This window comes from Ralstonia sp. 1138 (assembly GCF_040544795.1).
Classification (GTDB): Bacteria; Pseudomonadota; Gammaproteobacteria; order Burkholderiales; family Burkholderiaceae; genus Ralstonia; species Ralstonia flatus.
On record NZ_JBEPKQ010000001.1, the window covers coordinates 1,109,965 to 1,132,298 of the forward strand.

A 22,334-nucleotide genomic window follows, 5' to 3' on the forward strand; every position below is an offset into this window, starting at 1 on the left:
TTATGATGCTTAGACAGTCGTCTGAAGACTTTGTCTACGCAAGATTCGGAATCAGCCGGTTCTTCGTGCGATGTCCGGATCGGCTGGACGACGTGTTTTTTGTTTTTTAAAGGAATTTTTGCATGGCCACGGGTACTGTCAAATGGTTTAACGAAACCAAAGGCTTCGGCTTCATCACTCCGGACGGCGGCGGCGCAGATCTGTTCGCGCACTTCTCCGAAATTCAGGGTTCGGGCTTCAAGACCCTGAAGGACGGCCAGAAGGTCACCTTCGAGGTGAAGCAAGGCCCGAAGGGTCTGCAAGCCTCGGCGATCAAGCCGGAATAAGTTTCAGGCTGATCGCCTGAGATGAAAAAAGGGGAGCTTCTGCTCCCCTTTCTTTTTGCCTGTCACACCCGCAGAGCTTCAGGCCAATTTCCGCACGCTGGTACGCGAAGGCTGCAGAATCAGCGCCTTGGAAGAGTCGGCATCCACCTTGGCGTCCGGATAGACAACCAGTACATCCTTCAGCGCCTTGCGGAACAGTGCACGGAATTTCCGCTCGCTTTCGGTCTCGGTACCGAACTGCATCTGCAGTGCTTCCCAAGGAATCTCTGTACGCTTCTGGATCGTAAAGAAGCGGTAGGTGAGCCACGAATACACATCCAGTGCAAACGGCGACTGCTTGAGCGCCTTCAATGCACGCATGTCTACCGGCACCGGCCGATTCACCAGCTCGTTGAAGAACGGCTCGGACAGCACCACAAAGCTCTCGAACATCGAACCTTGACCCGGCTGCATCGGATCCCACCAGGTCGACAGTTGATCGGCCAGCAGGTAACCGATGCGATCGATCGATAGCGGTTCCTGGTTCTGATTCTGGCTGCTCGGTGCCGACTTGTTCTGCACGATGGCAATCGTGGCCGAGAACAGACGAATCATCTGCTGGCGCACCAACGTCATGGTGCCCCGCTTGCCACCGGTGGCCATCGGGATGCCCAAGTTGTACATGAACTCGGACAACGAGTTACCCAGCGAAATGCGTCGATCTTCCACCGTACCCTGGAACTCGCCGCGCTTTTTCTTGGCCATGATCTCCTTGCCGATCCAGGCCAGCATCAGGCGCGGATACGAGCCATAGGGATAGCCGAAGGAGACGGTTTCAGAGACGATGCGCTGCCGCCCGTTGCTGGCCCGCTCCGAACGCTGCTGCGTGAAGTAGCCTGGCTGGATCATCAGCGAGATGTTGCCGCTGGAACGCGTCCAGACGGGCGGCGCACCTTTGGGCGCGCGATAGGGGAGGGTGACCTGCACGCTCGCGCGGCTAAGAAACCCGACCTCGCCGCTTTGCCAGGCGTCTTCGCGTTCCATTGCCTGCGCCTCGTCGAACAGACGCTGAAATTTCTCCGGCGCGGCAATGACTTGCCCTCCCGAGGGGACGATGATGCGGCCGGGCGAATCGTCGTCCGGTTTCCCATTGGGTGTGAGGCGTTTGGTGACCATGGTGGGCAAGATTTGTTCAGAGCCTTTGTACTAAAACGCCTTCGGCTTGTCACGCAGAATTGGGTACGTTTTCTGAATTTTGCTCGTTGTCGCGGGAAGGGCATCGGTGGGCAACCGTCAAGGTTGTCCACGGAAGACCTTTCCTCACTACAAGCCATATATACCTTCTACGTTTACTACAGGTAAACCGTATACGCGGCCCGCAAACCCTTGCCAATGCTGGGTCCAGCGGGGTAAACCGAACCAGATTCTGCGAAGGTGCGAACCAGATTCTGCGCGATGGCGTACCCGCTTCTGCGCGAAACCGTACCCGCTTCTGCGCAACGGGCGTACCGGAATCTGCGGGGACAACATCGTGTTGTCCACAGTGTTATCCACAGAAAACCGGCGCGCGCCGGCTCAATTCGATGCGTTTTTGCGGCTGCGTACCCGTTTCTGCGCTCGAATCGTCGATTTTTGAAGCCCAGGGCGCCTGATCACCACTAAAGCGAACCTGTTTCTGCGTACGCGAGCGCAATTTCAGCGTGCCTGTGCGTACCCGAATCTGCGTGCGCAATCGTTTCTGTCATTTCCGTGCTTCTTTTCTTTGCAAGGTCTACCTTGAAAGCAAGTACACGCTTCGGAAGCGCCATCCCGGTTTTCATGCGTACCCGTTTCTGCGCCGATCCTTTGGGCGGTCCGCACACGGATACGTCGCTCCGGGCTTTAGGTCCGCGGGAAGAATCAGAACTTTCATCGCTGAAACCTGGGGGGCAGGACGTGGCTTGCCGCGACTCCGGGCCCTTGACCGCAGGCCACCGTACCTGTTTCTGCGGGTAAAAAGCCTTATCAGCCAAGGGCTTGGCGTGGCAGTCTGCAAAAGTAGCGTACCTGTTTCTGCGTAAGCGTTCGCAGAAACAGGTACGCCCAAATTCGGGCCTTTACGCAGAAACGGGTTCGCGTTGGGCCATGGGCGGAACGCAATCGAGCGCAGAAACGGGTACGGACCAGCCCTCCCCCGATCCGCAGAAACGGGTACGCCGTCGCTTTGTCATCCTGCACGCGCGGATATTCGGAAGTGTGTACCCGTTTCTGCGAAGGCACGCGCAGAAATGGGTACGCCAATCGCTGCGCAGGCGGCGTCGTTCCGGGCTTTCGCAGAAACGGGTACGGTTGCTTGAGAGGCGTCGACCTCCCGTGGCCCAGGCGGCGCGCTACCCCGGGGCGTGCACGCCCATGGGGTTTCGGGCATGATGCGCATCCCGCGCGCCGGCCTGGCACTTGGCTGGCGCGTTTTCCATCATTCGATTCGCATGAACCGTATTTCGACCGTGCCGCCTGCGGGCGCCGGAATCTTGCTAAGAGTAGCCTCGCCCCATGGCGGGCGTGCATCGGGGGAGCGGAGCGCAGGACAGCGCCAGCCAGCGATGACACTTCGCAACAAGAGGAGACAACCTGAATGACCTGGATTGCGCGCACTTTCAAGCTTGAGGAACACCAGACCAACGTCCGCACGGAAGTGCTCGCGGGGCTGACAACGTTCCTCACGATGGCGTACATCATCTTCGTCAACCCGAACATCCTGGCCGACGCCGGCATGCCGCACGACGCAGTGTTTGTCGCCACCTGCATTGCCGCGGCGATCGGCACCATCATCATGGGGATGTACGCGAACTACCCGATCGCGATGGCGCCGGGCATGGGCCTGAACGCCTACTTTGCGTACGCGGTGGTCAAGGGGATGGGCTTTACGTGGCAGGCGGCGCTGGGCGCGGTGTTCATTTCCGGCTGCCTGTTCCTGCTGGTGAGCGTGTTCCGCATCCGCGAGATGATCGTCAACGGCATCCCGCACTCGATTCGGGTGGCGATCACGGCCGGCATCGGGCTGTTCCTGGGCATCGTGTCGCTGCGGGGCGCAGGGCTGATCGTCGGAAATCCGGCGACGCTCGTGACGCTGGGCGATGTGCACCAGCCGTCGGTCATCCTGGCGGTGATCGGTTTCTTCGTGATCGTGGCGCTGGACCACCTGCGCGTGAAGGGCGCCATCCTGATCGGTATTCTGGCCGTGACGGCCGCGAGCTTCTTCTTTGCCGGCAATACGTTCCACGGTGTGGTGTCGATGCCGCCGTCGCTTGCGCCCACGCTGATGCAGCTCGACATCATGGGTGCGCTTTCGGTGGGCATCCTGAACGTCGTGCTCGTGTTCTTCCTGGTGGAGTTGTTTGACGCGACCGGCACGCTGATGGGCGTGGCCAACCGCGCGGGCCTGCTCAAGCAAGGCAAGATGGATCGCCTGAACAAGGCGCTGCTGGCGGACAGCACGGCCATCATGGCGGGCTCGCTGCTCGGCACGTCGTCGACCACCGCCTATATCGAAAGCGCTTCGGGTGTGCAGGCGGGCGGCCGAACGGGGCTGACTGCGCTGACGGTGGCCGCGCTCTTCCTGCTGTGTCTGTTCTTCTCGCCGCTGGCGGGCGTGGTGCCGGCCTATGCGACGGCGCCCGCGCTGCTGTATGTGTCGTGCCTGATGTTGCGCGAGCTGGTCGACCTGAACTGGGAAGACACCACCGAAGCCGTGCCGGCGGTGCTGACGGCCCTGATGATGCCGTTCACGTATTCGATCGCCAATGGCGTTGCGTTCGGCTTCATCACCTACGCGGGCCTGAAGCTGTTCACCGGGCGCATGCGCGAGGTGCCGGTCATCGTGTGGATCATTTCCGCGGTGTTCCTGTTCCGCTTCTTCTATCTGTCCGGCGGGCACTGAGCGCCAAGGTCTTCAAGCGGGTCACAACGAACGCGGACTTTCGGGTCCGCGTTTTTCTTTGGAGCAGCATTTGCGCCGAAGCGTACCCGTTTCTGCGTGCGATTGCGCAGGCGAGCGTACCCGTTTCTGCGTGCTGCCGTCGACGATTCAATGGCAAAGCGTACCCAATTCTGCGGACGAGGTAAGCGACAACTGTCGCGCAAATCGCGCCGACATTTGGTGTCGACAATGCGTTGATACGGCACCCACGCAAGCAGGGCGTACCCGTTTCTGCGCGATGTGTGGAGGAATGTCAGGCGGACGGCACGGCCAGTTTGCGGGCGGCGTCGGCAATGCTGGCGGCCAGATCGGCTTCGCGCGCGCGCACGGCAGCGCTCGGCAGCGCCGCAAGGCCGAGCGCGTGCGCAATGTTGGCTGCCGGCTCACCGGTGGCAAGCCGCTCGCGCAAATGGGCCCCGCGCACGCTGCGCAGCGACGCATTCTCGAGGCGCACCGCTGCGTCGGCGTGGCCGATGGCGCGGGCGTATTCAGCCGCTTCGCCCAGCATGGCCTTGACGATCAGCAGCAGTTGCGAACGCGAGGCGATGCCCTTGCGTTCGCCGAAGTCGCGGCGCAGGGCGGGCGAGTCGATGATGGTGCCGTCTGCACGTCGCGGCGAACGCTTGCGCACCGACAGCAGCAGCGGCGTGGCCTCGTCGGGCAGCGGCAGTGGCGACAGGCCGAAGGCCGTGCGGTACTCACGCAGCGCAGACATCAGCGCATCGCATGGCAGCCAGCGCTGCGCGCGGCCCGTACCGACCGCCAGAAGCCAGACCGACGCCGGCAGCTGTGCCTCGGCTGTCGCGTGCGCAGCCGGCACGGCGTGCAGCGCCACGTCGCCCATCCGCGCGCTCACCAGTTCCGACACACGCATGCCCGCCTGGGCGAGCAGGACGGCGAGAAAGTGGTCGCGCGCCTGGCGCAGGCGCGCTTCCCGGCCAAGGGCCACGCGCGCCCGCACGGCGTCGATCACCAATGCCATATCCGACGCGCCGAGTGCGGTGTCCACGTCGGACGTTGCGAGCGCTCTGGGCGCGGGCGCATTCGGCACCGGCACGGTAATGACGATCGCATCGTCATCGAGAAACGGGTTCGCGCGCAGATAGCCCGCGCGAAGCAGCCAGCCGCAGAGGTTCGCCGCGATGATGCTGCTTTGCCGCGCGGAACGTGCCGAGAGCGGACCCCGCAGCGGCGTCCAGTTGGCATCGTCGCGTTCGGTGCCGCGCGTGCTGACAGCCCAAGCAGGCGGTTCTTGCAAAAAGCGCAGATAGGCGGATGCGTCGTCGCGCTGCCAGCTTGCGATCGGCTTACCGATTGTGCGCGCATACCAGCACACGCGCTCGGCTTCCACGCGGTACTGCGACAGCGTGGAGGCACTCACCGCGCGCGCGCCCGAAGCCCGTGCCGCAAGCCACGCCTGCACGCGTTCGCGCTCTTGGGCGAATGCCTGCAGAGCAGCCTGGGAAGCGGTGTTATCGGGACGAGGCGCGGCGTCGGCGGGGCGCGGTTCGGGCATGCGAAGCGGGTGTGGCGCACAAAGAAAAAACAGATCGCGCAAGTATAGCGATCCGTACTCGTAGCCGACCGCACGCGCCGATTCGAGGAAGTCTTCAAGCGCGCTGGGCACGCGCCATGCTCAATGCGGGAACGTCGCTTCGTGTGTCGGACGCCTCCGACAAAACGATCGGAACCGGTTCGATAGGCGCGCGGAATGTGCGCGTTTATCTTCAGCTCCGCAAGTCGACAACAACGACCATGGGCGTGCGATGGTTGCGGCCCGATTCATGAAAAGACTCTCCTCCGAGGTGCAAGATGAAGATACAGATCAGGAAGATCGTCGCCGTGTTGGCGTTGGGTTCGTTGGGTGTATTGGCAGGGTGCGGTGGCGGTGACGACGACATCGGGCAGATCATCGGCACCAGCGCTCCGCAGTACCGCACGGTGCACGCGAACCCGTTCATCGGCAACGTCGATTTCGGGGTGAACGGCACCACGAAGATCTCCAATGTCGCGTTCAAGAACGTCAGCAACTACTTCGGCATCGACGCGACAGCCAGCACGGGCACGGTGTCGAACACGGGCAGCAGTACGCCGCTGGCCTCAACGGGATTCACGCCAGCCAACGGCCACCGCTATACGGCGCTGGCCATCGTGGGCGCCAACGGTTCGGCCACGAGCCTCGCGCTCATCGATGATCCGTACAACAAGTCGATCCTGTCGGACAAGGCGCGCGTGCGTGCCTTCAACGCTTCGTACAACGCGCCCAACGTCGACGTCTACGTGACCGCGCCGAATGTGGACCTTTCCGCCGTCGCGCCGACCATGAGCGGTGCATCGTACGGCGGCGCGTCTCCGGCCAGCACGCAGGATTCGATCTACGTCGATGGCGGCACGTATCAGGTGCGCGTGGCAACGGCGGGTACGAAGAACATCATCTTCACCTCGCAGCCGTTCAGCCTGGGCAACAACGCCGACTGGCTGATCACCACATTGCCGGCGGGGGGCGTGGGCGCCGTCACGCCGAACGCGATTCGCGTGCTCGTGGCCCAAGCCAATGGCGCCTCGCAGACGGCGTCCGAATTGCCCTCGCAGTAACGTCGCTGAACGCCCTATGATGCGGTGCTACGGCACCGCATTTTTTTCGACGGCGGCCTCAGGAATGAAAACTGCTAACGAAGGGCGCAATGAGTGAATCCGTAACGGGCTGGTCGGCACCCGTGCGCGCAGCGCGCGAGACGCGTACTGCACTGGCCGCCACGAAGCAGGTTGATGTGTTCTGGGTAGACGATCCGTTGACGGGAACACGTTTGCACGTGAGCGCCGGTGCGCAGACGTGGGGCGTGCAGGCCGACGCCTTGTGTGGTGTGCGCGACCGCTGGCTTGCCCATGTGCATCCGGATGACCATGTCGCGCTGCGTGCCGCCTGGGACGCCCTGGCGCACGGGCAGGCGTTTGCGATCGAATACCGCTTGCTTGGCTCCGCTGACGGCGAGGTACGCGAATACCGCGTCCGCGAACGCGGCTACCTCATGCCTCGCCTCGACGGTGTCCCTGCCCACGCCGTGGGCCTGGTTGAAGACGTCACGCAGGGCCAGCAGACCCTGGCCGCGCTCGCCGAGTCGGAATTCCAATTGCAATGGCTGACCGAAAGCGTGCCGTTTCCGCTCGTGCAGATCGACCCCGAGCACCGCGTGCGCTTTGCCAACCGGGCTTACGCACAGCGCCTTGGCTTCCGGTCTGAGGACGTGCTGGGGCGCCATCTGCGCGAGCTGATGGGCGAGGCTGCCTATGCCCGCGTCCTGTCGCACCTGAACGATGCCTTCTCGGGGCAGCGCGTCGAATTCGAAATGGAGTTGCCGTATCCGGCCAGTGTGGGCCGTCGTTTCGTGCATGCCGCGTATTCGCCGCAGCGTGGTCCGGACGGCCGCGTGCAGGCGCTCGTCTGCGTGGTGGAAGACATTACCGAACGCAAGGACGCCGAGCACGAGCGCTTTCGCCATCAGCGCGAATTCGTGACGCTGGTCGAGAACGCACCCGACGTGATCGCGCGGCTCGATCGAGAACTGCGCTGCGTATATGTCAATCGCGCCGTCACCGAAGCGTTTGGCGTGACGCCTGCCGTGATGATCGGCAAGACGCTGGCGGCCTCGCCGCTCTCGGCTGACGTTGCACATCCGCTGGAGGATGCGGCGCGCCGCGCCTTCGCCGCAGGCGAGGAGCAGACGCTCGCGCTGCATTTGGACGTGCAGGCCGGGCGTCCGCGCATTGCGCACTACAACGCGCGTGTCATTCCGGAAGCCGATCGGAGCGGCGCGATGGAATCGGCGCTGCTGATCGTCTACGACGTGACCGAGCGTACCGAGGCCGAGCGCGAGCGCGACGCGCTGTTGCTGCGCGAACAGGCCGCGCGCGCCCAGGCGGAAGCCGCCGCGCTGGCCCGCGACCAGTTCCTGGCGGTGGTGTCGCATGAACTGCGATCGCCGCTCAACGGCATTCAGAATTGGGCGTACGTCTTGGAGAGCCAGGTGGCCGGCGGCGCGCCCCTCATGCAGCGCGCGCTGGCGGGCATCAAGACCGGCGTCGAGCAGCAGGTGCGCCTGATCGAAGACCTGCTGGACGCCACGCGCGTGATGAGCGGCAAGCTGCGTCTGACGCGCGAACCGTTCGTGCTGCGCGCCGCCCTGGAGGGCGCGCTCAACAGCGTGCACGCGCTGGCGGCCGACCGCCGCATCACGTTGCACACCACCATCGATGTGAATGAACACGAGATCGACGGCGATGCCGATCGTGTCGAGCAGATCGTATGGAACCTCCTGACCAACGCCATCAAGTTCACGCAGGAGGGCGGTGACGTCTGGCTGTCGGCCGATCTGTTGGGCGAGGTCGCGCGCATTGTTGTGCGCGATAACGGTCGCGGGATTGCACCGGCCTTCTTGCCGTATCTGTTTGATCCGTTCCGGCAGGCCGATGGTGCGCACACGCGGCGCACAGGCGGGCTCGGGCTGGGGCTGGCGTTGGTCAAGCGGCTGACCGAACTGCACGGCGGCCGCGTGTATGCGCGCAGCGAAGGCCATCAGCATGGCGCGACATTTACCGTGTACCTGCCGCTGCATGCCGGCGCGGATCTCATTACGCCGCTGGCCGAAGACCCCGAGCGCACGGGGCCGTTGCCGTCACTGGCGGGCCTGCGTGTGCTGCTTGTCGACGATCAGCAGGATGCGCGCGACGCGCTGGCCACGCTGCTTACGCAGGTTGGTGCGGAAGTCGGCAGCGTGGGCTCTGGCCACGAGACGATGGCGCTGCTCGATGTCTGGGCTGCACGCGGTGAGGCAGGGCGTCCGCAGGCGGTGGTGTGCGACATCGCGCTGCCCGATGAAGACGGCTATGCGATCCTGCAGAGAATCCGCGCGTGGGAACACGAGCATCTGCCCGCGGGCGCAGCGCCGATGGTCGCCATCGCGCTGACCGCCTTTGCACAGCCGCATGATCGTGCGCGGGCGCTGGCCACCGGGTTCCAGGAACACCTCATCAAGCCCGTATCGCCGTACGACCTCGTGCGTACGCTGCGCACCCTTGCGATGTCGGTTTCGACGGCATCGTAGTCGGCCCGGGGGCACAACTTTTGCGCAGAGAACGGTGAACCACTTTCTCTGCCATGCCAGCCGACCCGACGCCCCCCTCCGCCACGTCCGAACCGCTGCACGCCGGCCTGCTTGATGGGCTGCGGCAGCCTGCATGGCGCGTGGCGATGGTGCTCGTCGCCATTGGCGGCACGCTGGTGTTTCTGCAATGGGCGCGCGCGTTTCTGGTGCCGTTCACTTTGGGCGTGGTGCTCGCATTTGCGTTGAATCCGGTGGTGGTGTGGTTGCGGCGCTGCCATGTGCCGCGCCCCATCGCTGCAGGCATCGTGGTACTGGGCCTGTGGATCGGTGGTGCGGTGCTCGTCTTTGGGATGCAAGACGGGGTGTCCGCCATGGCCGATCGACTGCCCGTAGCGGTTGAGCGCATGGCGCAGGCGGTCGACGGTATGCGTGGGCACATGGGCGGCGCGTTCGACAAGGTACGTCAGGCGACGGTCGCGCTCGAGCATGCCGCCGAAGGCGTGCAGGGCAAACCGGCGCCCGCGCCCGCCAGGCGTTCAGCGACAGCCGCACCCGCCGAGCCGCCCGCGACGCAGCCGGTGCTTCCGTTGCGCGAGTTTCTATGGACCGGCTCCGCCAATCTGTTCGCGCTGGCGGGGCAACTGGTCGTTGTCTCGTTTCTCGTCTACTTCCTGCTCGCTTCCGGCCAGGCGCTCAAGCGCAAATGGGTGCGCGCGGTGGGCACCACATTGAGCGAGAAGAAACGTGCGGTGCGCATGATGGCGGTCATCGGCACGCAGATCCAGTATTCGCTGCTGGTGCTGTTTGCGACCAACATCGTGCTGGGCATCCTCACCACGGTGGCTTTTGTGCTGCTGGGCATGGAGGACGCGGCGGTCTGGGGGCTGGCGACCGCCGTGCTGCACTTCGTGCCGTATCTCGGTTCAGTGGTGATTGCCGTGGCCAGCGGCATTGGCGCCTACCTCCAGATGGGTGCATGGTCGGATGCGCTTGTCGTGGCAGGTGTCACGCTGCTGCTGGCCACGCTGGTCGGCACGCTGCTCGTGACGTGGCTGCAGAGCCGGGCGTCCAAGCTCGATCCTTGCGTCGTCTACATCGGCCTGCTGCTGTGGGGCTGGCTCTGGGGCCTGTGGGGCTTGCTGCTCGGAACGTCGATCACGGCGATGATCAAGGTCGTATGCGATCACGTCGACCGGCTGCGGCCGCTGGGTACGCTGCTCGGCACGACCGACGCGCCGGCCGGCGTATCGCAGCGGTTGCTCGATCGACTGCGAGGCCACCATACGCGACGCTCGCCACGCGTGCGCTGATTCCTTCTGGATCACCTTGCGCAGCAAGCGTTACAAGCGCGCATGTAACCCTTACGCAACCATCACACCACGACGCAAGCCAACACGTCGGTGCGCTGCAGCGTGTTCATCGCGCCGTTGTGTAGCGGTGGTGCCGGTCTTGTCGGCAGCGTGGCGCACAGATGCGTTGCGGGCACGTCGGTTGCGGTGCGCAAGGCATTCAGATCACGTCCGCAGGAGGGCGCCATGAACCGACCCCGCCCCGCCTTATGCGGCCCCCATCAGCGCGGCGAACGTCCGGCGGGCACGACCCCGCCGCGTGCGGCCGGCGCGGGCCAAAACATCCAAAGCATCGACAAGATGCATGGCGACGCCGAGCACGACGAGCCGGCGTCGAGCGCGGCCGAGCGGCTGCCGCACGAGCGCGACCAGCATCTTGAAGAGCAGCGTTCCGAACCGCGCAGCAGTGCCAAGCAGGCCGCGCGCGACATCGAAAGCGGGCAGCTCGACACCGATCTGCACAACACCCCGGGCGTCGAGCGCGTCGTGCGCGATCGTCATGCGGCCAACCGCGACGATGGCGATCGCAAGGTCGCCAACCGCAGCGCAGACGATCTTGCTCACAAGCGTGGGCAGACGGGCGCCCCGTCGCACCGCCGCGAAGAAGACAACGGTTGATCGATCCATGCGCATTGCTTATGTGACCGAAACCTGGCCGCCGGAGCTGAACGGCGTGTCGCTCACGGCCGCACGCACCGTGGCGTTCCTGCAGACGCGCGGGCACGACGTGATGCTGGTGCGTCCGCGCCAAAGCGCCATCGACGCCGGCAAGCCTGCACTTGCAGACGACACGTTGCGCGTGCCCGGCGTGCCGATTCCGTTGTATCCCGATTTGCGCATGGGCTTGCCCGCACGCCGGCGTTTGCTTCGGGCCTGGAGCACCTATCGGCCCGATCTGGTGCACGTGGCCACGGAAGGGCCGCTCGGCTGGTCTGCCATTCGGGCCGCGCGGCAACTCGCCGTGCCCGTCACGTCGGATTTCAGAACGCGCTTTGACGAGTACGGCCGCCACTACGCGTGGGAAGGCGCCGTGACGTTGGTGCGCGCGTATCTCCGCGCCTTTCACAATCGCACCGACCGCACCTTCGTCCCCACGCGCGAATTGCAGCGGCAGTTGAGCGACCTTGATTTCGAGCGCCTGACCGTCAGCACGCGCGGCGTCGATGCACACCGCTTCACACCGCAGGCCCGCAGCGATGCAGTGCGCACGCAGTGGGGCGTCGCGGCCGATACACCGGTCGTGCTGACGGTCGGACGTTTGGCGTTGGAAAAGAACCTGGGTGTCGCACTCGATGCGTTTGATGCTGTGCGCGAACGCGTGCCGCACGCTCGCCTCGTCATGGTGGGCGATGGTCCGCAGCGCAACGCACTGCGCAGGCGCTGCCCCGATGCCATCTTTGCCGGCACCCAGCATGGCGAAGCACTGGCAGCGCACTACGCATCTGCGGACCTGTTTCTCTTTCCCAGCGTGACGGAGACCTTCGGCAACGTGGTGGTCGAGGCCATGGCAAGCGGCCTGCCCGTGGTGGCCTTCGACACCGCTGCGGCGGGCATGCACGTGCGCAGCGACGAAAACGGCTTGCTCGCGCGCGTTGGTGATACGGCGTCTTTTGCGCGGCATGCCGTCACCCTGGCCACGGATGCCGGCCTGCGGCAACGCCTGGGCCAGGCAGCCCGCGCCACGGCGCAGACGCTAGATTGGCCGCGCGTGCTCGAGCGCTTTGAAGACGCGCTCGTCGCCGTGCACGATGCAGCCACCAACGGGGAGGCCTACCATGGCGACCCACGCCTGGCCTGACTGGAAGCGCTGGCGCGAGCGTGATCGGCAGCTCGCCGTGGCGCTCAACCATGTGGCCGGCAATGCGTCGGCGATGCGTTTCTATCGCGGTGTCAGCCGCCTTGGCGACGGCATGCTCTGGTATGCGTTGATGGCGGCGTTGCCCGTGGTGGGCGGTGAAGCGGGCTGGGAATGCGCCAAGCAGATGGGCCTCACGGGGCTGCTCTCGCTCATTATCTACATCGTGCTCAAGCGCGGTGTATGCCGTCCGCGACCGTATCTTTCCTGCGAAGAAATCCACCTGTGCGGGCGCGTGCTCGATCAGTTCAGTTTTCCATCGGGCCACACGCTGCATGCCGTGTCGTTCAGCATCGTGATGGCGGCGTATTACCCCCGCATGGCGCTGGCGCTCGTGCCATTCACGCTGATGGTTGCCCTTTCTCGCGTCGTGCTCGGCCTGCATTACCCGAGCGACGTGCTCGCGGGCGCCGGGCTTGGGATGCTGATCGGCGGATTGTCGGTGTGGCTGTTCTAAGGCCCGCGCTCAGTACGACGTTTGCGCCTGCCCGGTGACGGTGGTTTCCGGGCCGCCCATCCAGGCCTGCGCCAACACCTGCGCAAAGCCATTCTTGGTGACGGGCGTGCGCGTCTCCAGGCATGCCGCAAGCAACTCCTGCCAATGGCGAATGACATCGGGATGGGCCGCGTCGGCCGGATGCAATCCCAGGCGCAGCAGCGGTGCATCCGCGTGCCGTTGTGCCAGCCAGCGCAGGTAATAGCGCGACACCAGCCGGCGCGCCGGCGAGCGAACGCTATACGTCAGGCACGGCGCCTTGAGCGGGCGGCGTGGGTGCAGCAAGTAAAAGCGCTGCAGCGTGGTCGTGTAGCGCAGTGGCAGCCCATCGAGCGCTTCCCAGGTGGCCGGGTTCATCAGCCACGCCGGCGCGACAAAGCCATGCAGCGGCCAGCCGTTGGCAGCAAACCAGGCTGCGCCGGCTTCGATGCGCGCACGCGCCGCTGCCAGTGGAATCGCAGAGAACTCGCCTTCACCCGCCGTGTAGCGCGTGCGGATCAGCTGCTGGATCAGGCCGCCGGGGGGCTGGTCGTCCAGATGCGCATAGCCGTGCAGCACAAGTTCATCGCCCTCGGCCAGGCATTCGCTCATCACGCGGCAAAAGCGCTCGCTGTTGCGAGCGGTCGGGCCGCGATAGAAGTTCGGAATGACGAGCAGCGATTTGGGTACGCGCGCCACCTCGTCCAATGCAGAGAGCAACACCTTGCACGCAGGCCAGGTGGCCGGCGTGACATCGTGCATGGCGAGGATGAGATAGCGCGACATGATGGACAGATCGGTGTGGACTACCGGCCGCGCGATGCACGCACGCGTTCGCGAGCCGGCGGGAGTGTTGTTTCAGCGGCGGTGCCAGTCTGGCGGCCGAGTAGAGCGAGATAGCGGTGCAGCAGCTGCGGCAACACGGTCCGCCAGTCGTATTGCATGGCATGGCGGCGCGCGGCGTGCGCGAGCGTCACCGGGTCTCGTTGGCGCAGCGCATGGAGGGCCTGTGCAAAATCGTCAGCGACGCAGCGTGGCACGGCATAGCCGACGTGCTCGTCCACCAGCTCGCTCAAGCCCCCGGCTGCGCATGTGACGACGGGCACGCCGCTCGCCATCGCTTCCAGCGCGACGAGGCCGAAGGTCTCCTGATCGCCCGCATGCACAAAGACATCGGCGCTCGCCATGGCGGCGGCCAGGTGCGCCGCATCACCTTCATAAGCAAGCGCGCGCACGTGCCTGCCACGCGGAGGCGTCGGGCCCGAGCCGATGGTGACGAGCACGCTACCGTCGTCGAGCTTGTCCACCGCGTCGCTCAGCACGTGCAAGTTCTTCTCGGGCGCATAGCGGCCGACGTACAACAGCACGCGGGCATCGCGCGGCAGGTTCAACTGTTCGCGCCAGCGCAGCGAGCGCCGTGCGGGGTGGAACAGGCGCGTGTCCACGCCCAGCGGCTGCAGTTCAATGCGCTGCACGCCCAGGTCGGCCACCTTCTGCGCGATGTAGCGGCTGGGCACGAAGACCGTATCGAAGTGCGGATACAGCTTGCGGGCATAGGCCGCTGCCGCCAGTTCCGCGGGTGGACCGCCCAGCCGGCGGAAGAACGCAGGCAAGTCGGAGTGATAGAACGCCGCCACCGGCACCTGCAACCGCGCGCCGGCATGTACCGCCGCCCACGACAACCGATATGGGTCGCCGGCTTCGATCAGGTCCGGCGACAACGCACACAGTGCACGTACGGCAGGCCCGGTGCGCAGCGGAATGCGATAGCCGTGCGAGAGCGGCAGCGGCACGCCGGGCACCACGGCGATCTCGTTGCTGGCATCGTCGGCCGTGCCAGGCACGACAAGCGTGTGCCGCCAGTGCGTGGAGCGCAGAAAGTCGTGCTTGGCGCGCAGGTAGCGTTTGACGCCACCGCTTTCCGCTGCCCAGAACATCGTCACGTCCGCCAGATGCAACGAGGCGGCCGTGGCATCGCCGTCGTGGCGATGCGGGTAGTGATCGGTGGGCAGCTTGCGCACGGTGGTCAGACCTGGCGGCGCATTTCGGCGGGCGCAATGCGCATGAGGCCGCGATACTTGGCGACGGTGCGCCGCGCAACGATCACGCCCTGCTCGGCCAGCATCTTCGCGAGCGACACATCGGAGAGCGGTGCGTCCGCGTCTTCGGCTTCGATCATCTCCTTGAGCAGCGCCCGCACGGAGGCCGCCGAGCATGCGCCGCCCGTGTCGGTCGCCAGCTGGCGCGAGAAGAAGTACTTGAATTCGAAGATGCCGCGCGGCGTGGCCATGTACTTGTTGCCGGTGGCGCGCGAGATGGTCGATTCGTGCAGGCCCAGTTCTTCGGCCACATCACGCAGCACCAGCGGTTTCATGGCGACCTCGCCGTATTCGAGGAAGTGCTTCTGGTGCGCGACGATCGCCTCGGCCACGCGCTGGATGGTGGCAAAGCGCTGCTGGGCGTTGCGGATCAGCCAGCGCGCCTCCTGCAGCTGATGCGCCAGCGGTGTGCGATGGTGACCGCGCGTCTGCGCAAACAGCTCGGCGTACACCTTGTTGATGCGCGCGCATGGGGCCACCGCCGGATTCGTCAGCGCGATCCATTTGCCCTTGATCTTGGTGACGATCACGTCCGGCACGATGTAGCCGGCATGCGCCTGCGAGAAGCGCAGCCCCGGGCGCGGGTCCAGCATGCGGATCAATGCGCAGGCATCGCGCAGCTCGTCTTCCGTACACCCCAGCGCCCGACGCATCTGCGTGAATTCGCGCTTGGCCAGACGCGGCAGGTGACTGCGTACGATGTCCTGTGCGATTTCCTGGATGCGTTCTTCGGCTTCGGTGTCAGCGGGGCGCGCTTCGATCTGCAGGCGCAGGCATTCGGCAAGGTCGCGCGCAGCCACGCCCGGCGGATCCAGGCTCTGTACGAGCGCCAGCGCAATCTGCATTTCCTTCTCGGTCGGCGGCGGTTCCACCGGCGCCAGCGGGATCAGTTCGGAAAGCAGCTGGCGCAGGTAGCCGTCGTCGTCCAGCGCTTCGATCACTGTCTGTGCGACCAGGCAGTCGCGCTCAGACAGGCGATAGCTGCGCAGCTCCTGATGCAGATGCTCGCGCAGGCTCGGCGTGGAGTGCACCCATTCGCCGATGTCGCTGTCTTCACCGTCGCCGTGGTGGGCGCCGCCGTGGCTGTAGTAGGTGCTGAAGTCGGTGGGAAAGTCTTCCGATGCGGCCAGCGTGGCGTCGGTCTCGATGGCGCTGGTGGTGGTTTCCAGCGGGGCATCGTCGACAGGCGTGTGGTCGGCCGCGGCGCCGTCCAGATCGGCAGACGTAGCAATGTCGCCGGTGCGCGCGACATCAGGCTGCGCACCTGCTTCTTGCTCGACTTCTTCCAGGAACGGATTGCTTGCGAGCGCTTCTTGCATTTCCTGCGCAAATTCGGTTGCAGACAACTGCAGCAGCTTGACGGACTGCTGCAGCCGCGGCGTTAGCGCGAGATGCTGCTTCGCACGCATTTCCAGAGCGGCCTTGACCATTCGCCTTGCCTCCGTTGGTGAGTGGGCGTCGACATTGCCGTCGACAGGTCACCGCATCGATGCAAAGGGTATGCCATGTCAACAAACCCAGTCGCCACAAGGCTTTACGGGCGGCTGGCACGCCGGTTTCTACATGGTCATGTCGTTTTTATATGCGCAGTATTGCCGGCACATGACAGGGCGGGCGGGGCACGCGCTGCGACCGTCGAGCCCGATGGGTGGCACCGCGGGTACATGCGTTGCTGCGGGAGGAGACGGGAGACGCGCCGCAGTGCGCTTCCATTGCCTTCCTATCGAGCATCACATCCCAGGAGAAACCACATGCGAACACGTTTCCTGAGCGCTGCGCTTGTCAGCGCGATTTTCAGCCTTGGTATGGGTACCGCGATCGCCCAGACGACGGCCGCCCCGGTCGACAACCAGGAATCCAGCAATCCGACCAAGGCGCCGGGCAAGCGCACCGACCCGCCGTCGTCAACGGCCGATCGTACGGCCAATACACCGATGGCCGGCAGCGAAGCGGCACCGGCCGCGGGCGGCAGCGATACCAGCAAGCCGGCGCACAAGAAGCATCGCCATCACAAGAAGTCCAGCTCCACCGTGCCGGGTGGTACCAACAGCGCGGGCGATATGTCCCACTCGGGCGTGCAGCACGGCGGCAATGACGCCGCCACGACGACCGGTAATTCCTACCCCGGCAGTTCCAAGCAAGGTCAGTAACGTTCAAAGGAAAGGGCTCGCCATGCCGATGACACTCACCACCGCCGTCCGCACGGGCCCGCGCGCCCGCGCGGAAACCGAACCGGCACCGCGCCGGCCTGCGCCCGAACCGCAGGAGCGCCGACGCCACGAGCATCCCGGCGAGCGCGCACACGCGCATCCGCGCTAAACCTCAGCGCGGATGCACGGGTACGGCGTTACTACGTTGAAGCGTGGAGAAGCGCCGCAGTCAGGCCGCCATGGCGGCGGCCGCGGTGCTTTGATAGAGGTCGAGACGGTTGTACAGCGTTTTCAGGCTCACGCCGAGCGTCTTGGCGGCCTGGCGCTTGTCGCCATGAAAGTGCTCGAGCGTCGCGAGGATCATCGCCCGTTGCGCATCCGCCAGTGTCACACCCACCGACAGGCTCAGCACACCTTCCTTGACTGTCGGGCGCGCCGGGCCGCGCGCCGGTGCGAGCGGCGTGGCCAGTTCGACGGTTTTCTCGCCGAGGATGTAGCCGCGCTGCACGGCGTTGCGCAGTTCACGCACATTGCCGGGCCAGGTCTGGCTGCGCAGGGCGGTCAGGGCCTGACGCGAGAACACCTTGTCGGTCTGGTGCGCGGCATTGAACTGGGCGAGAAAATGCAGGGCCAGTTCTTCGATGTCGTCGCCGCGATCGCGCAGCGGCGGCACCTGCAGCGGCACCACCGCCAGGCGGTACATCAGATCTTCGCGGAAGGCCCCTTCGCTGACCGCTTCAAGCAGGTTGCGGTTGGTGGCTGCAATGATGCGCGCGCGTGTCTGGATCGGCTCGGTACCGCCCACCCGCATGAACACGCCGGTTTCCAGCACGCGCAGCAGCTTCACCTGCATCTCGACCGGCATCTCGGTGATTTCATCGAGGAAGATCGTGCCGCCGCAGGCATGTTCGAAGTAGCCGATATGGCGCTGGGCGGCGCCGGTAAAGCTGCCCTTTTCGTGGCCGAACAGTTCCGATTCGATCAGGTTGGGCGAGATGGCGCCGCAGTTCACCGCGATGAAGGCTTGGTCAGCGCGCGGGCTCATGTCGTGCACCGTGCGCGCGATCAGCTCCTTGCCGGTTCCCGATTCGCCCATGATGAGCACGGTGGCAAGCGTGCCGGACACCTTGCCGATCTGGTCGTACAGCGCACGCATGACCGGCGAGCGGCCGTAGAGGTGGCCGAAATCCGGCTCGGCAACAGGTTGGGCAGGAGGCGTTTCAACGTCGGGCGCGACACGCTCGGCGTCGTCAAAGTCGGCCAGGGCAGGGGGATAGCTCAGGCGCCCGGCGGTCACGGCACGTTCGTCGGCGAAGGCTTCGCTCAAGGACATGGCTCCCTCGTGGTTGATCGCGACGGGGACGTCCTGGCGAGCGGCTGCATCTTCAGCGATGCAGTCTTCGGAAGGCTGGGTACGTCGTCATCCCGTCACATTGTGTTGAAAAGTTGAGCCATTATCAGGGCCGCCGAAGCGCGTTGTATGTCGGGCATGCGCTGACGTTTCTTCCATCCTGTCGGCGAAACGCTGACAAGAAACGGGCCTGAGACGCAGATGCCGCGCGGCTTTCACATTTTCATGCGGCGAGAAGTGTCCATTTCGGCCCGAGGGTGGCGGCGCGCCGACCATCTCAACTATGCTGACTGCTACGTAGTTCCGGGACGGCCGCTCGAGTGATGTATTCGATCCATTTCTTGCACGTGCGCGTGTAAAAATTACCGGCGCCCCGCGCCGATGTGGGTTTTGAAGCGCGATTGCGTAGGTTGTATTGGATGGAATACTTTTTGCACCTGCCGCCGGTTCTGCAGCCAGGCGCACCGTCGCGCCATGCATGACCGCCGGCACATGCCGGCTCATCCAACCACATTGAGATGCCACATATCCTGATTGTCGAAGACGATGCCAACGCGCGCGCTGCTCTGGGTGAGCTGGTGGGTGCCGAGGGCTTCACCACCGCGCTGGCCGGGTCGCTGCGCGATGCGCGCATTCAGATGTCGCGTCACAGCCCCGATGCCGTGCTAATCGATCTTGTCCTGCCTGACGGCAACGGCATGGATCTGATGGAAGACATCGCGCCGCATTCCGGCACCGAGATCATCGTCATGACGGGCCACGCCAGCGTGGAAACCGCCGTCGAGGCGCTGCGCATGGGCGCGGCCGACTACCTCGTCAAGCCGGTCAACTTCCAACGTTTGAAATCGGTCCTGGCGCGGATTCCACGCCCGGGCGATCTTAAAGCCGAGATCGGCAATCTGCGGGGCGAGCTGCGGCGCCTGGGCCTTTTCGGCCAGATGCTCGGCAACTCGACAGCAATGCAGACGCTGTACGACCAGGTCAGCCGCGTGGCGCCCACCGAGGCGACTGTGCTGCTCATCGGCGAGTCGGGCACAGGCAAGGAGCTGGCCGCGCAGACTATTCACGACCTCAGCCTGCGTCGCAAGCAGCCGTTCCTGCCGGTCAACTGCGGCGCCATTTCGCCCAACCTGATCGAGTCGGAAATGTTCGGCCACGAGCGCGGCAGCTTCACGGGCGCGGATCGCCAGCACAAGGGCTACTTCGAACGCGCCAACGGCGGCACGCTGTTCCTCGATGAAATTACCGAGATGCCGATCGAGCTGCAGGTGAAGCTGCTGCGCGTGCTGGAAACCGGCGTGTTCATGCGCGTGGGCACCAACCGCGAGATCGACTCCGACGTGCGCGTGATTGCCGCCACCAACCGCGACCCCGAAGAGGCCGTGGCAGACGGCAAGCTGCGCGCCGACCTGTATCACCGCCTGAACGTGTTTCCGCTGCAATTGCCGCCGCTGCGCGAGCGCGGCAAGGATGTCGAGCTGCTGGCCCAGCATTTCCTCGACCAGCTCAACGCGCAGAGCAATACCAAGAAGGCATTCCTGCCGCCCGCCATGGAGACGCTGCGCAGCTACCACTGGCCGGGCAATGTGCGCGAACTGCGCAACTACGTGCAGCGCGCGTACATCCTGTCGGACGACGCCGGCATCGATACCGCCAACGTGCCGCTGCAGGTGTCGAGCACGCAGACCACGTCGGGTTCCACGCTGACGATTTCGGTCGGCACATCGCTGGCGAGCGCCGACAAGAAGCTCATTCTTGCCACGCTGGAGCAATGCGGGGGTGTGAAAAAGCGTGCGGCCGAGCTGCTCGGTATCAGCCTGAAGACGCTTTACAACCGGCTTGAGGAATACGGCAACAGCGGCGGTGAGGACGGCGGCGAGGGCAACAGCGCTGGTTCCGGCCGCGCGCATGCCACCGAGGCATAACCCGACCTCCTGGCGCGGTACGCGGCTTGCTGATCCCGTGGGGTATCCGCCCCATGGCGGCAAGCTCACTCAACTGCACAGGAGGTCACCATGCTGCGTTATGCAGTCGTCTTTTTCATCATCGCCCTGATTGCGGCCGTGCTCGGGTTTGGCGGCATCGCTGCCGGCGCAGCGAGCATTGCCAAGATTCTGTTCATGATTTTCGTGGTGCTGTTTGTGGTCAGCCTCATCTGGGGTCTGGTCGCGGGCAGAGGATGACGCCGGGATGATGCGCACAGCTTTCAACCCGGCTCTCACGATGCCATGCAACTCCAGGAGCGCTGACTGATGGAACCGTCTCAAACCAACCCCTTTCCGAAATCGGATGCCAACGGCAACCTCATCCGCGGCGACGTGGCGCAAGCCGCCGAGCGTGTGAAGGCGACCACCGCACAGGCCATCGACCGCACTGCCGACGCTGCGGCCACCGCGCTCGACGAGGCCGCTGCCAAGCGCGAGCAACTGCGCGCTTCCCAGCAGCGCCTGATGAGCGATGCGGCCGAATGCATGCGGTCGCATCCGCTTGCGACGATTGGCCTCGCGTTCGGCGCGGGCTTTCTCATCAGCCGGCTGTTGGGCGGCGGTAACGACTGAGGGCGAAAGCCTTCCTTTGACGGCGGCCACGGTCGCGCGCTTGCGCGCGCGCCGTGCGCTGACTAGGCTCAAGGTCCAGGCCGGCATTGCGCTGGCCGCATCGCTTTGCAAGGAACCTCCATGCGCCTGGCTGCCTGCTTCGACCGTGCCCTGCTCAAGCGATCTGCCCAGGTGCTGATCGGGGCAGTGCAGCAGTGGTCTGCGCATCGCGCCGCGAGCAAGGGCGCGGCGTTGTCGTTCTACACGTTGTTCTCGATGGCGCCGGTGCTGGTGCTCGTGATCTCCATTGCGGGCTTGTTCTTCGGCGAACAGGCCGCGCGCGGCGAAATCTTTGGGCAGATCGAAGGGCTGGTCGGCGCGCAGGGTGCTTCCGCTGTGGAAGCCGTGCTTGCAGCAACCCGGCGCTCGGGCAACGGCCTGTTCGCCGCTGTCACTGCCGTCGCGCTGTTGTTGGTGGGCGCCACCACCGCGTTCTCCGAACTCAAGGACAGCCTCGATGAACTTTGGGACGTGCCGCCACGCCAGCAGCCCGGGCTGTGGGGCCTGCTGCATTCACGTCTGTTGTCCTTTAGCCTGATCCTCGTGCTGGCGTTTCTGCTGCTGGTGTCGCTCACCATCAACGCGGCGCTGGCGGTGGTGGAGCGCTTCTGGGGCGCCTTGTGGTCAGGCTCCACTTCGGGCATTGCGCTGCTGGTGGCAGAAGTGGTGTCGTCGGCGTTTTCGTTTGCCGTCGTGGCGCTGCTGTTCGGCACCATCTTCAAAATGCTGCCGGAGACGCGCGTGGCGTGGCGCGACGTCGCCCTCGGTGCTGTCGTGACGGCGCTGCTCTTCACGCTGGGCAAGCACCTCATCGGCCTGTATCTCGGCAACAGCGCGGTGGCATCGTCTTACGGGGCGGCAGGGTCGGTGGTGGCGCTGATGCTGTGGATCTACTACTCGGCGCAGATCTTCTTCTTTGGCGCGCTGGTCACGCGGCAATATGCGTTGCAGTTCGGCAGCCGCCAGCACGAAGCGGCGGGCCGGGCCCATGCCGCCGCGCAGGCGGCATTGCTCAACCCGGCGCTGGCGGCCAACCTGTCCAATGGAGCGACGACAGGCAGCACCGCCAGCGCCCCGCGCGACGGGCGCTAGG

Annotated in this window: 21 protein-coding genes; 14 read left to right on the plus strand and 7 right to left on the minus strand. The window is 65.0% G+C overall.

Annotation, left to right across the window (positions count from 1 at the left end; translation table 11 throughout):
- Positions 1-122 precede the first annotated feature (122 nt).
- On the plus strand, positions 123-326 hold the full coding sequence (locus tag ABIC76_RS04800; protein WP_004632415.1) for a cold-shock protein: 204 nt from the start codon (positions 123-125) through the stop codon (positions 324-326).
- 78 nt (positions 327-404) lie between these two features.
- On the opposite strand, the gene ABIC76_RS04805 is transcribed toward ABIC76_RS04800, so the two are convergent.
- On the minus strand, positions 405-1,481 hold the full coding sequence (locus tag ABIC76_RS04805) for a replication protein RepA (RefSeq protein WP_009240208.1): 1,077 nt from the start codon (positions 1,479-1,481) through the stop codon (positions 405-407).
- Positions 1,482-2,919: 1,438 nt separating this feature from the next.
- On the opposite strand from ABIC76_RS04805, the gene ABIC76_RS04810 reads away from it, so the two are divergent.
- On the plus strand, positions 2,920-4,224 hold the full coding sequence (locus tag ABIC76_RS04810; protein WP_027679621.1) for an NCS2 family permease: 1,305 nt from the start codon (positions 2,920-2,922) through the stop codon (positions 4,222-4,224).
- Between the two features lie 292 nt (positions 4,225-4,516).
- On the opposite strand, the gene ABIC76_RS04815 is transcribed toward ABIC76_RS04810, so the two are convergent.
- Positions 4,517-5,779 (minus strand): site-specific integrase, encoded by a 1,263-nt coding sequence (locus ABIC76_RS04815; protein ID WP_354533148.1) that lies wholly within the window; start codon positions 5,777-5,779, stop codon positions 4,517-4,519.
- Positions 5,780-6,075: 296 nt separating this feature from the next.
- Here ABIC76_RS04815 and ABIC76_RS04820 point away from each other — a divergent pair, with 296 nt between their 5' ends.
- From ABIC76_RS04820 to ABIC76_RS04830, 3 genes are all read left to right on the plus strand, one after another.
- On the plus strand, positions 6,076-6,858 hold the full coding sequence (locus tag ABIC76_RS04820) for a DUF4397 domain-containing protein (protein WP_102065653.1): 783 nt from the start codon (positions 6,076-6,078) through the stop codon (positions 6,856-6,858).
- A gap of 89 nt (positions 6,859-6,947) precedes the next feature.
- Entirely contained in the window at positions 6,948-9,365 is a 2,418-nt protein-coding gene (locus tag ABIC76_RS04825; RefSeq protein ID WP_354533149.1) for a hybrid sensor histidine kinase/response regulator, read from the plus strand.
- A 53-nt stretch (positions 9,366-9,418) separates the two neighbouring features.
- Complete coding sequence (locus ABIC76_RS04830) at positions 9,419-10,675, plus strand: AI-2E family transporter (protein ID WP_354533150.1); 1,257 nt, start codon at positions 9,419-9,421, stop codon at positions 10,673-10,675.
- Positions 10,676-10,737: 62 nt separating this feature from the next.
- On the opposite strand, the gene ABIC76_RS04835 is transcribed toward ABIC76_RS04830, so the two are convergent.
- Positions 10,738-10,902, minus strand: coding sequence for a hypothetical protein (locus ABIC76_RS04835; RefSeq protein WP_354533151.1), 165 nt, complete (start codon positions 10,900-10,902; stop codon positions 10,738-10,740).
- On the opposite strand from ABIC76_RS04835, the gene ABIC76_RS04840 reads away from it, so the two are divergent.
- The 3 genes from ABIC76_RS04840 to ABIC76_RS04850 are packed head-to-tail and all read left to right on the plus strand — an operon-like array spanning position 10,901 to position 13,026.
- Positions 10,901-11,332: a hypothetical protein gene (locus ABIC76_RS04840; protein ID WP_354533152.1), complete on the plus strand. Its 432-nt coding sequence runs from the start codon at positions 10,901-10,903 to the stop codon at positions 11,330-11,332. The two genes, ABIC76_RS04835 and ABIC76_RS04840, sit on opposite strands and share 2 nt — an antisense overlap.
- A 7-nt stretch (positions 11,333-11,339) precedes the next feature.
- Positions 11,340-12,512: a glycosyltransferase family 4 protein gene (locus ABIC76_RS04845; RefSeq protein ID WP_354533154.1), complete on the plus strand. Its 1,173-nt coding sequence runs from the start codon at positions 11,340-11,342 to the stop codon at positions 12,510-12,512.
- The gene (locus ABIC76_RS04850; RefSeq protein WP_027679628.1) at positions 12,490-13,026 is read left to right on the plus strand and encodes a phosphatase PAP2 family protein; all 537 of its coding nucleotides are present in this window, start codon (positions 12,490-12,492) and stop codon (positions 13,024-13,026) included. Before ABIC76_RS04845 ends, ABIC76_RS04850 begins: the two co-directional genes overlap by 23 nt.
- 9 nt (positions 13,027-13,035) lie before the next feature.
- Here ABIC76_RS04850 and ABIC76_RS04855 read toward each other — a convergent pair whose 3' ends face one another.
- Genes ABIC76_RS04855 through ABIC76_RS04865 form a run of 3 tightly spaced genes read right to left on the minus strand, consistent with a single transcriptional unit; the run spans position 13,036 to position 16,573 of the window.
- A complete protein-coding gene (locus ABIC76_RS04855; protein WP_316882527.1) occupies positions 13,036-13,830 on the minus strand; it encodes a DUF2334 domain-containing protein in 795 nt (264 codons plus the stop codon).
- A 20-nt stretch (positions 13,831-13,850) separates the two neighbouring features.
- Complete coding sequence (locus ABIC76_RS04860) at positions 13,851-15,065, minus strand: glycosyltransferase (RefSeq protein ID WP_354533155.1); 1,215 nt, start codon at positions 15,063-15,065, stop codon at positions 13,851-13,853.
- Positions 15,066-15,070: 5 nt separating this feature from the next.
- Positions 15,071-16,573 (minus strand): RNA polymerase factor sigma-54, encoded by a 1,503-nt coding sequence (locus ABIC76_RS04865; RefSeq protein WP_102065646.1) that lies wholly within the window; start codon positions 16,571-16,573, stop codon positions 15,071-15,073.
- A 321-nt stretch (positions 16,574-16,894) separates the two neighbouring features.
- Here ABIC76_RS04865 and ABIC76_RS04870 point away from each other — a divergent pair, with 321 nt between their 5' ends.
- Positions 16,895-17,293 (plus strand): hypothetical protein, encoded by a 399-nt coding sequence (locus ABIC76_RS04870; RefSeq protein ID WP_354533156.1) that lies wholly within the window; start codon positions 16,895-16,897, stop codon positions 17,291-17,293.
- A 22-nt stretch (positions 17,294-17,315) separates the two neighbouring features.
- Complete coding sequence (locus ABIC76_RS04875) at positions 17,316-17,462, plus strand: hypothetical protein (RefSeq protein WP_180815215.1); 147 nt, start codon at positions 17,316-17,318, stop codon at positions 17,460-17,462.
- 60 nt (positions 17,463-17,522) lie between these two features.
- Here the strand turns inward: ABIC76_RS04875 and ABIC76_RS04880 are convergent, their stop codons facing one another.
- The gene (locus tag ABIC76_RS04880; protein WP_354533157.1) at positions 17,523-18,626 is read right to left on the minus strand and encodes a sigma-54 interaction domain-containing protein; all 1,104 of its coding nucleotides are present in this window, start codon (positions 18,624-18,626) and stop codon (positions 17,523-17,525) included.
- Positions 18,627-19,162: 536 nt separating this feature from the next.
- Here ABIC76_RS04880 and ABIC76_RS04885 point away from each other — a divergent pair.
- The 4 genes from ABIC76_RS04885 to ABIC76_RS04900 all read left to right on the plus strand — a co-directional run bounded on the left by ABIC76_RS04885 (position 19,163) and on the right by ABIC76_RS04900 (position 22,333).
- The gene (locus ABIC76_RS04885) at positions 19,163-20,569 is read left to right on the plus strand and encodes a sigma-54-dependent transcriptional regulator (protein WP_027679633.1); all 1,407 of its coding nucleotides are present in this window, start codon (positions 19,163-19,165) and stop codon (positions 20,567-20,569) included.
- A gap of 90 nt (positions 20,570-20,659) precedes the next feature.
- The gene (locus tag ABIC76_RS04890) at positions 20,660-20,827 is read left to right on the plus strand and encodes a DUF1328 domain-containing protein (RefSeq protein WP_004632450.1); all 168 of its coding nucleotides are present in this window, start codon (positions 20,660-20,662) and stop codon (positions 20,825-20,827) included.
- A 69-nt stretch (positions 20,828-20,896) separates the two neighbouring features.
- Positions 20,897-21,202 carry a hypothetical protein gene (locus ABIC76_RS04895; protein ID WP_027679634.1) on the plus strand — a complete coding sequence of 102 codons (306 nt, stop codon included), beginning with the start codon at positions 20,897-20,899 and terminating at the stop codon, positions 21,200-21,202.
- 120 nt (positions 21,203-21,322) lie between these two features.
- A complete protein-coding gene (locus ABIC76_RS04900; RefSeq protein ID WP_354533158.1) occupies positions 21,323-22,333 on the plus strand; it encodes a YihY/virulence factor BrkB family protein in 1,011 nt (336 codons plus the stop codon).
- Position 22,334: the final 1 nt, after the last annotated feature.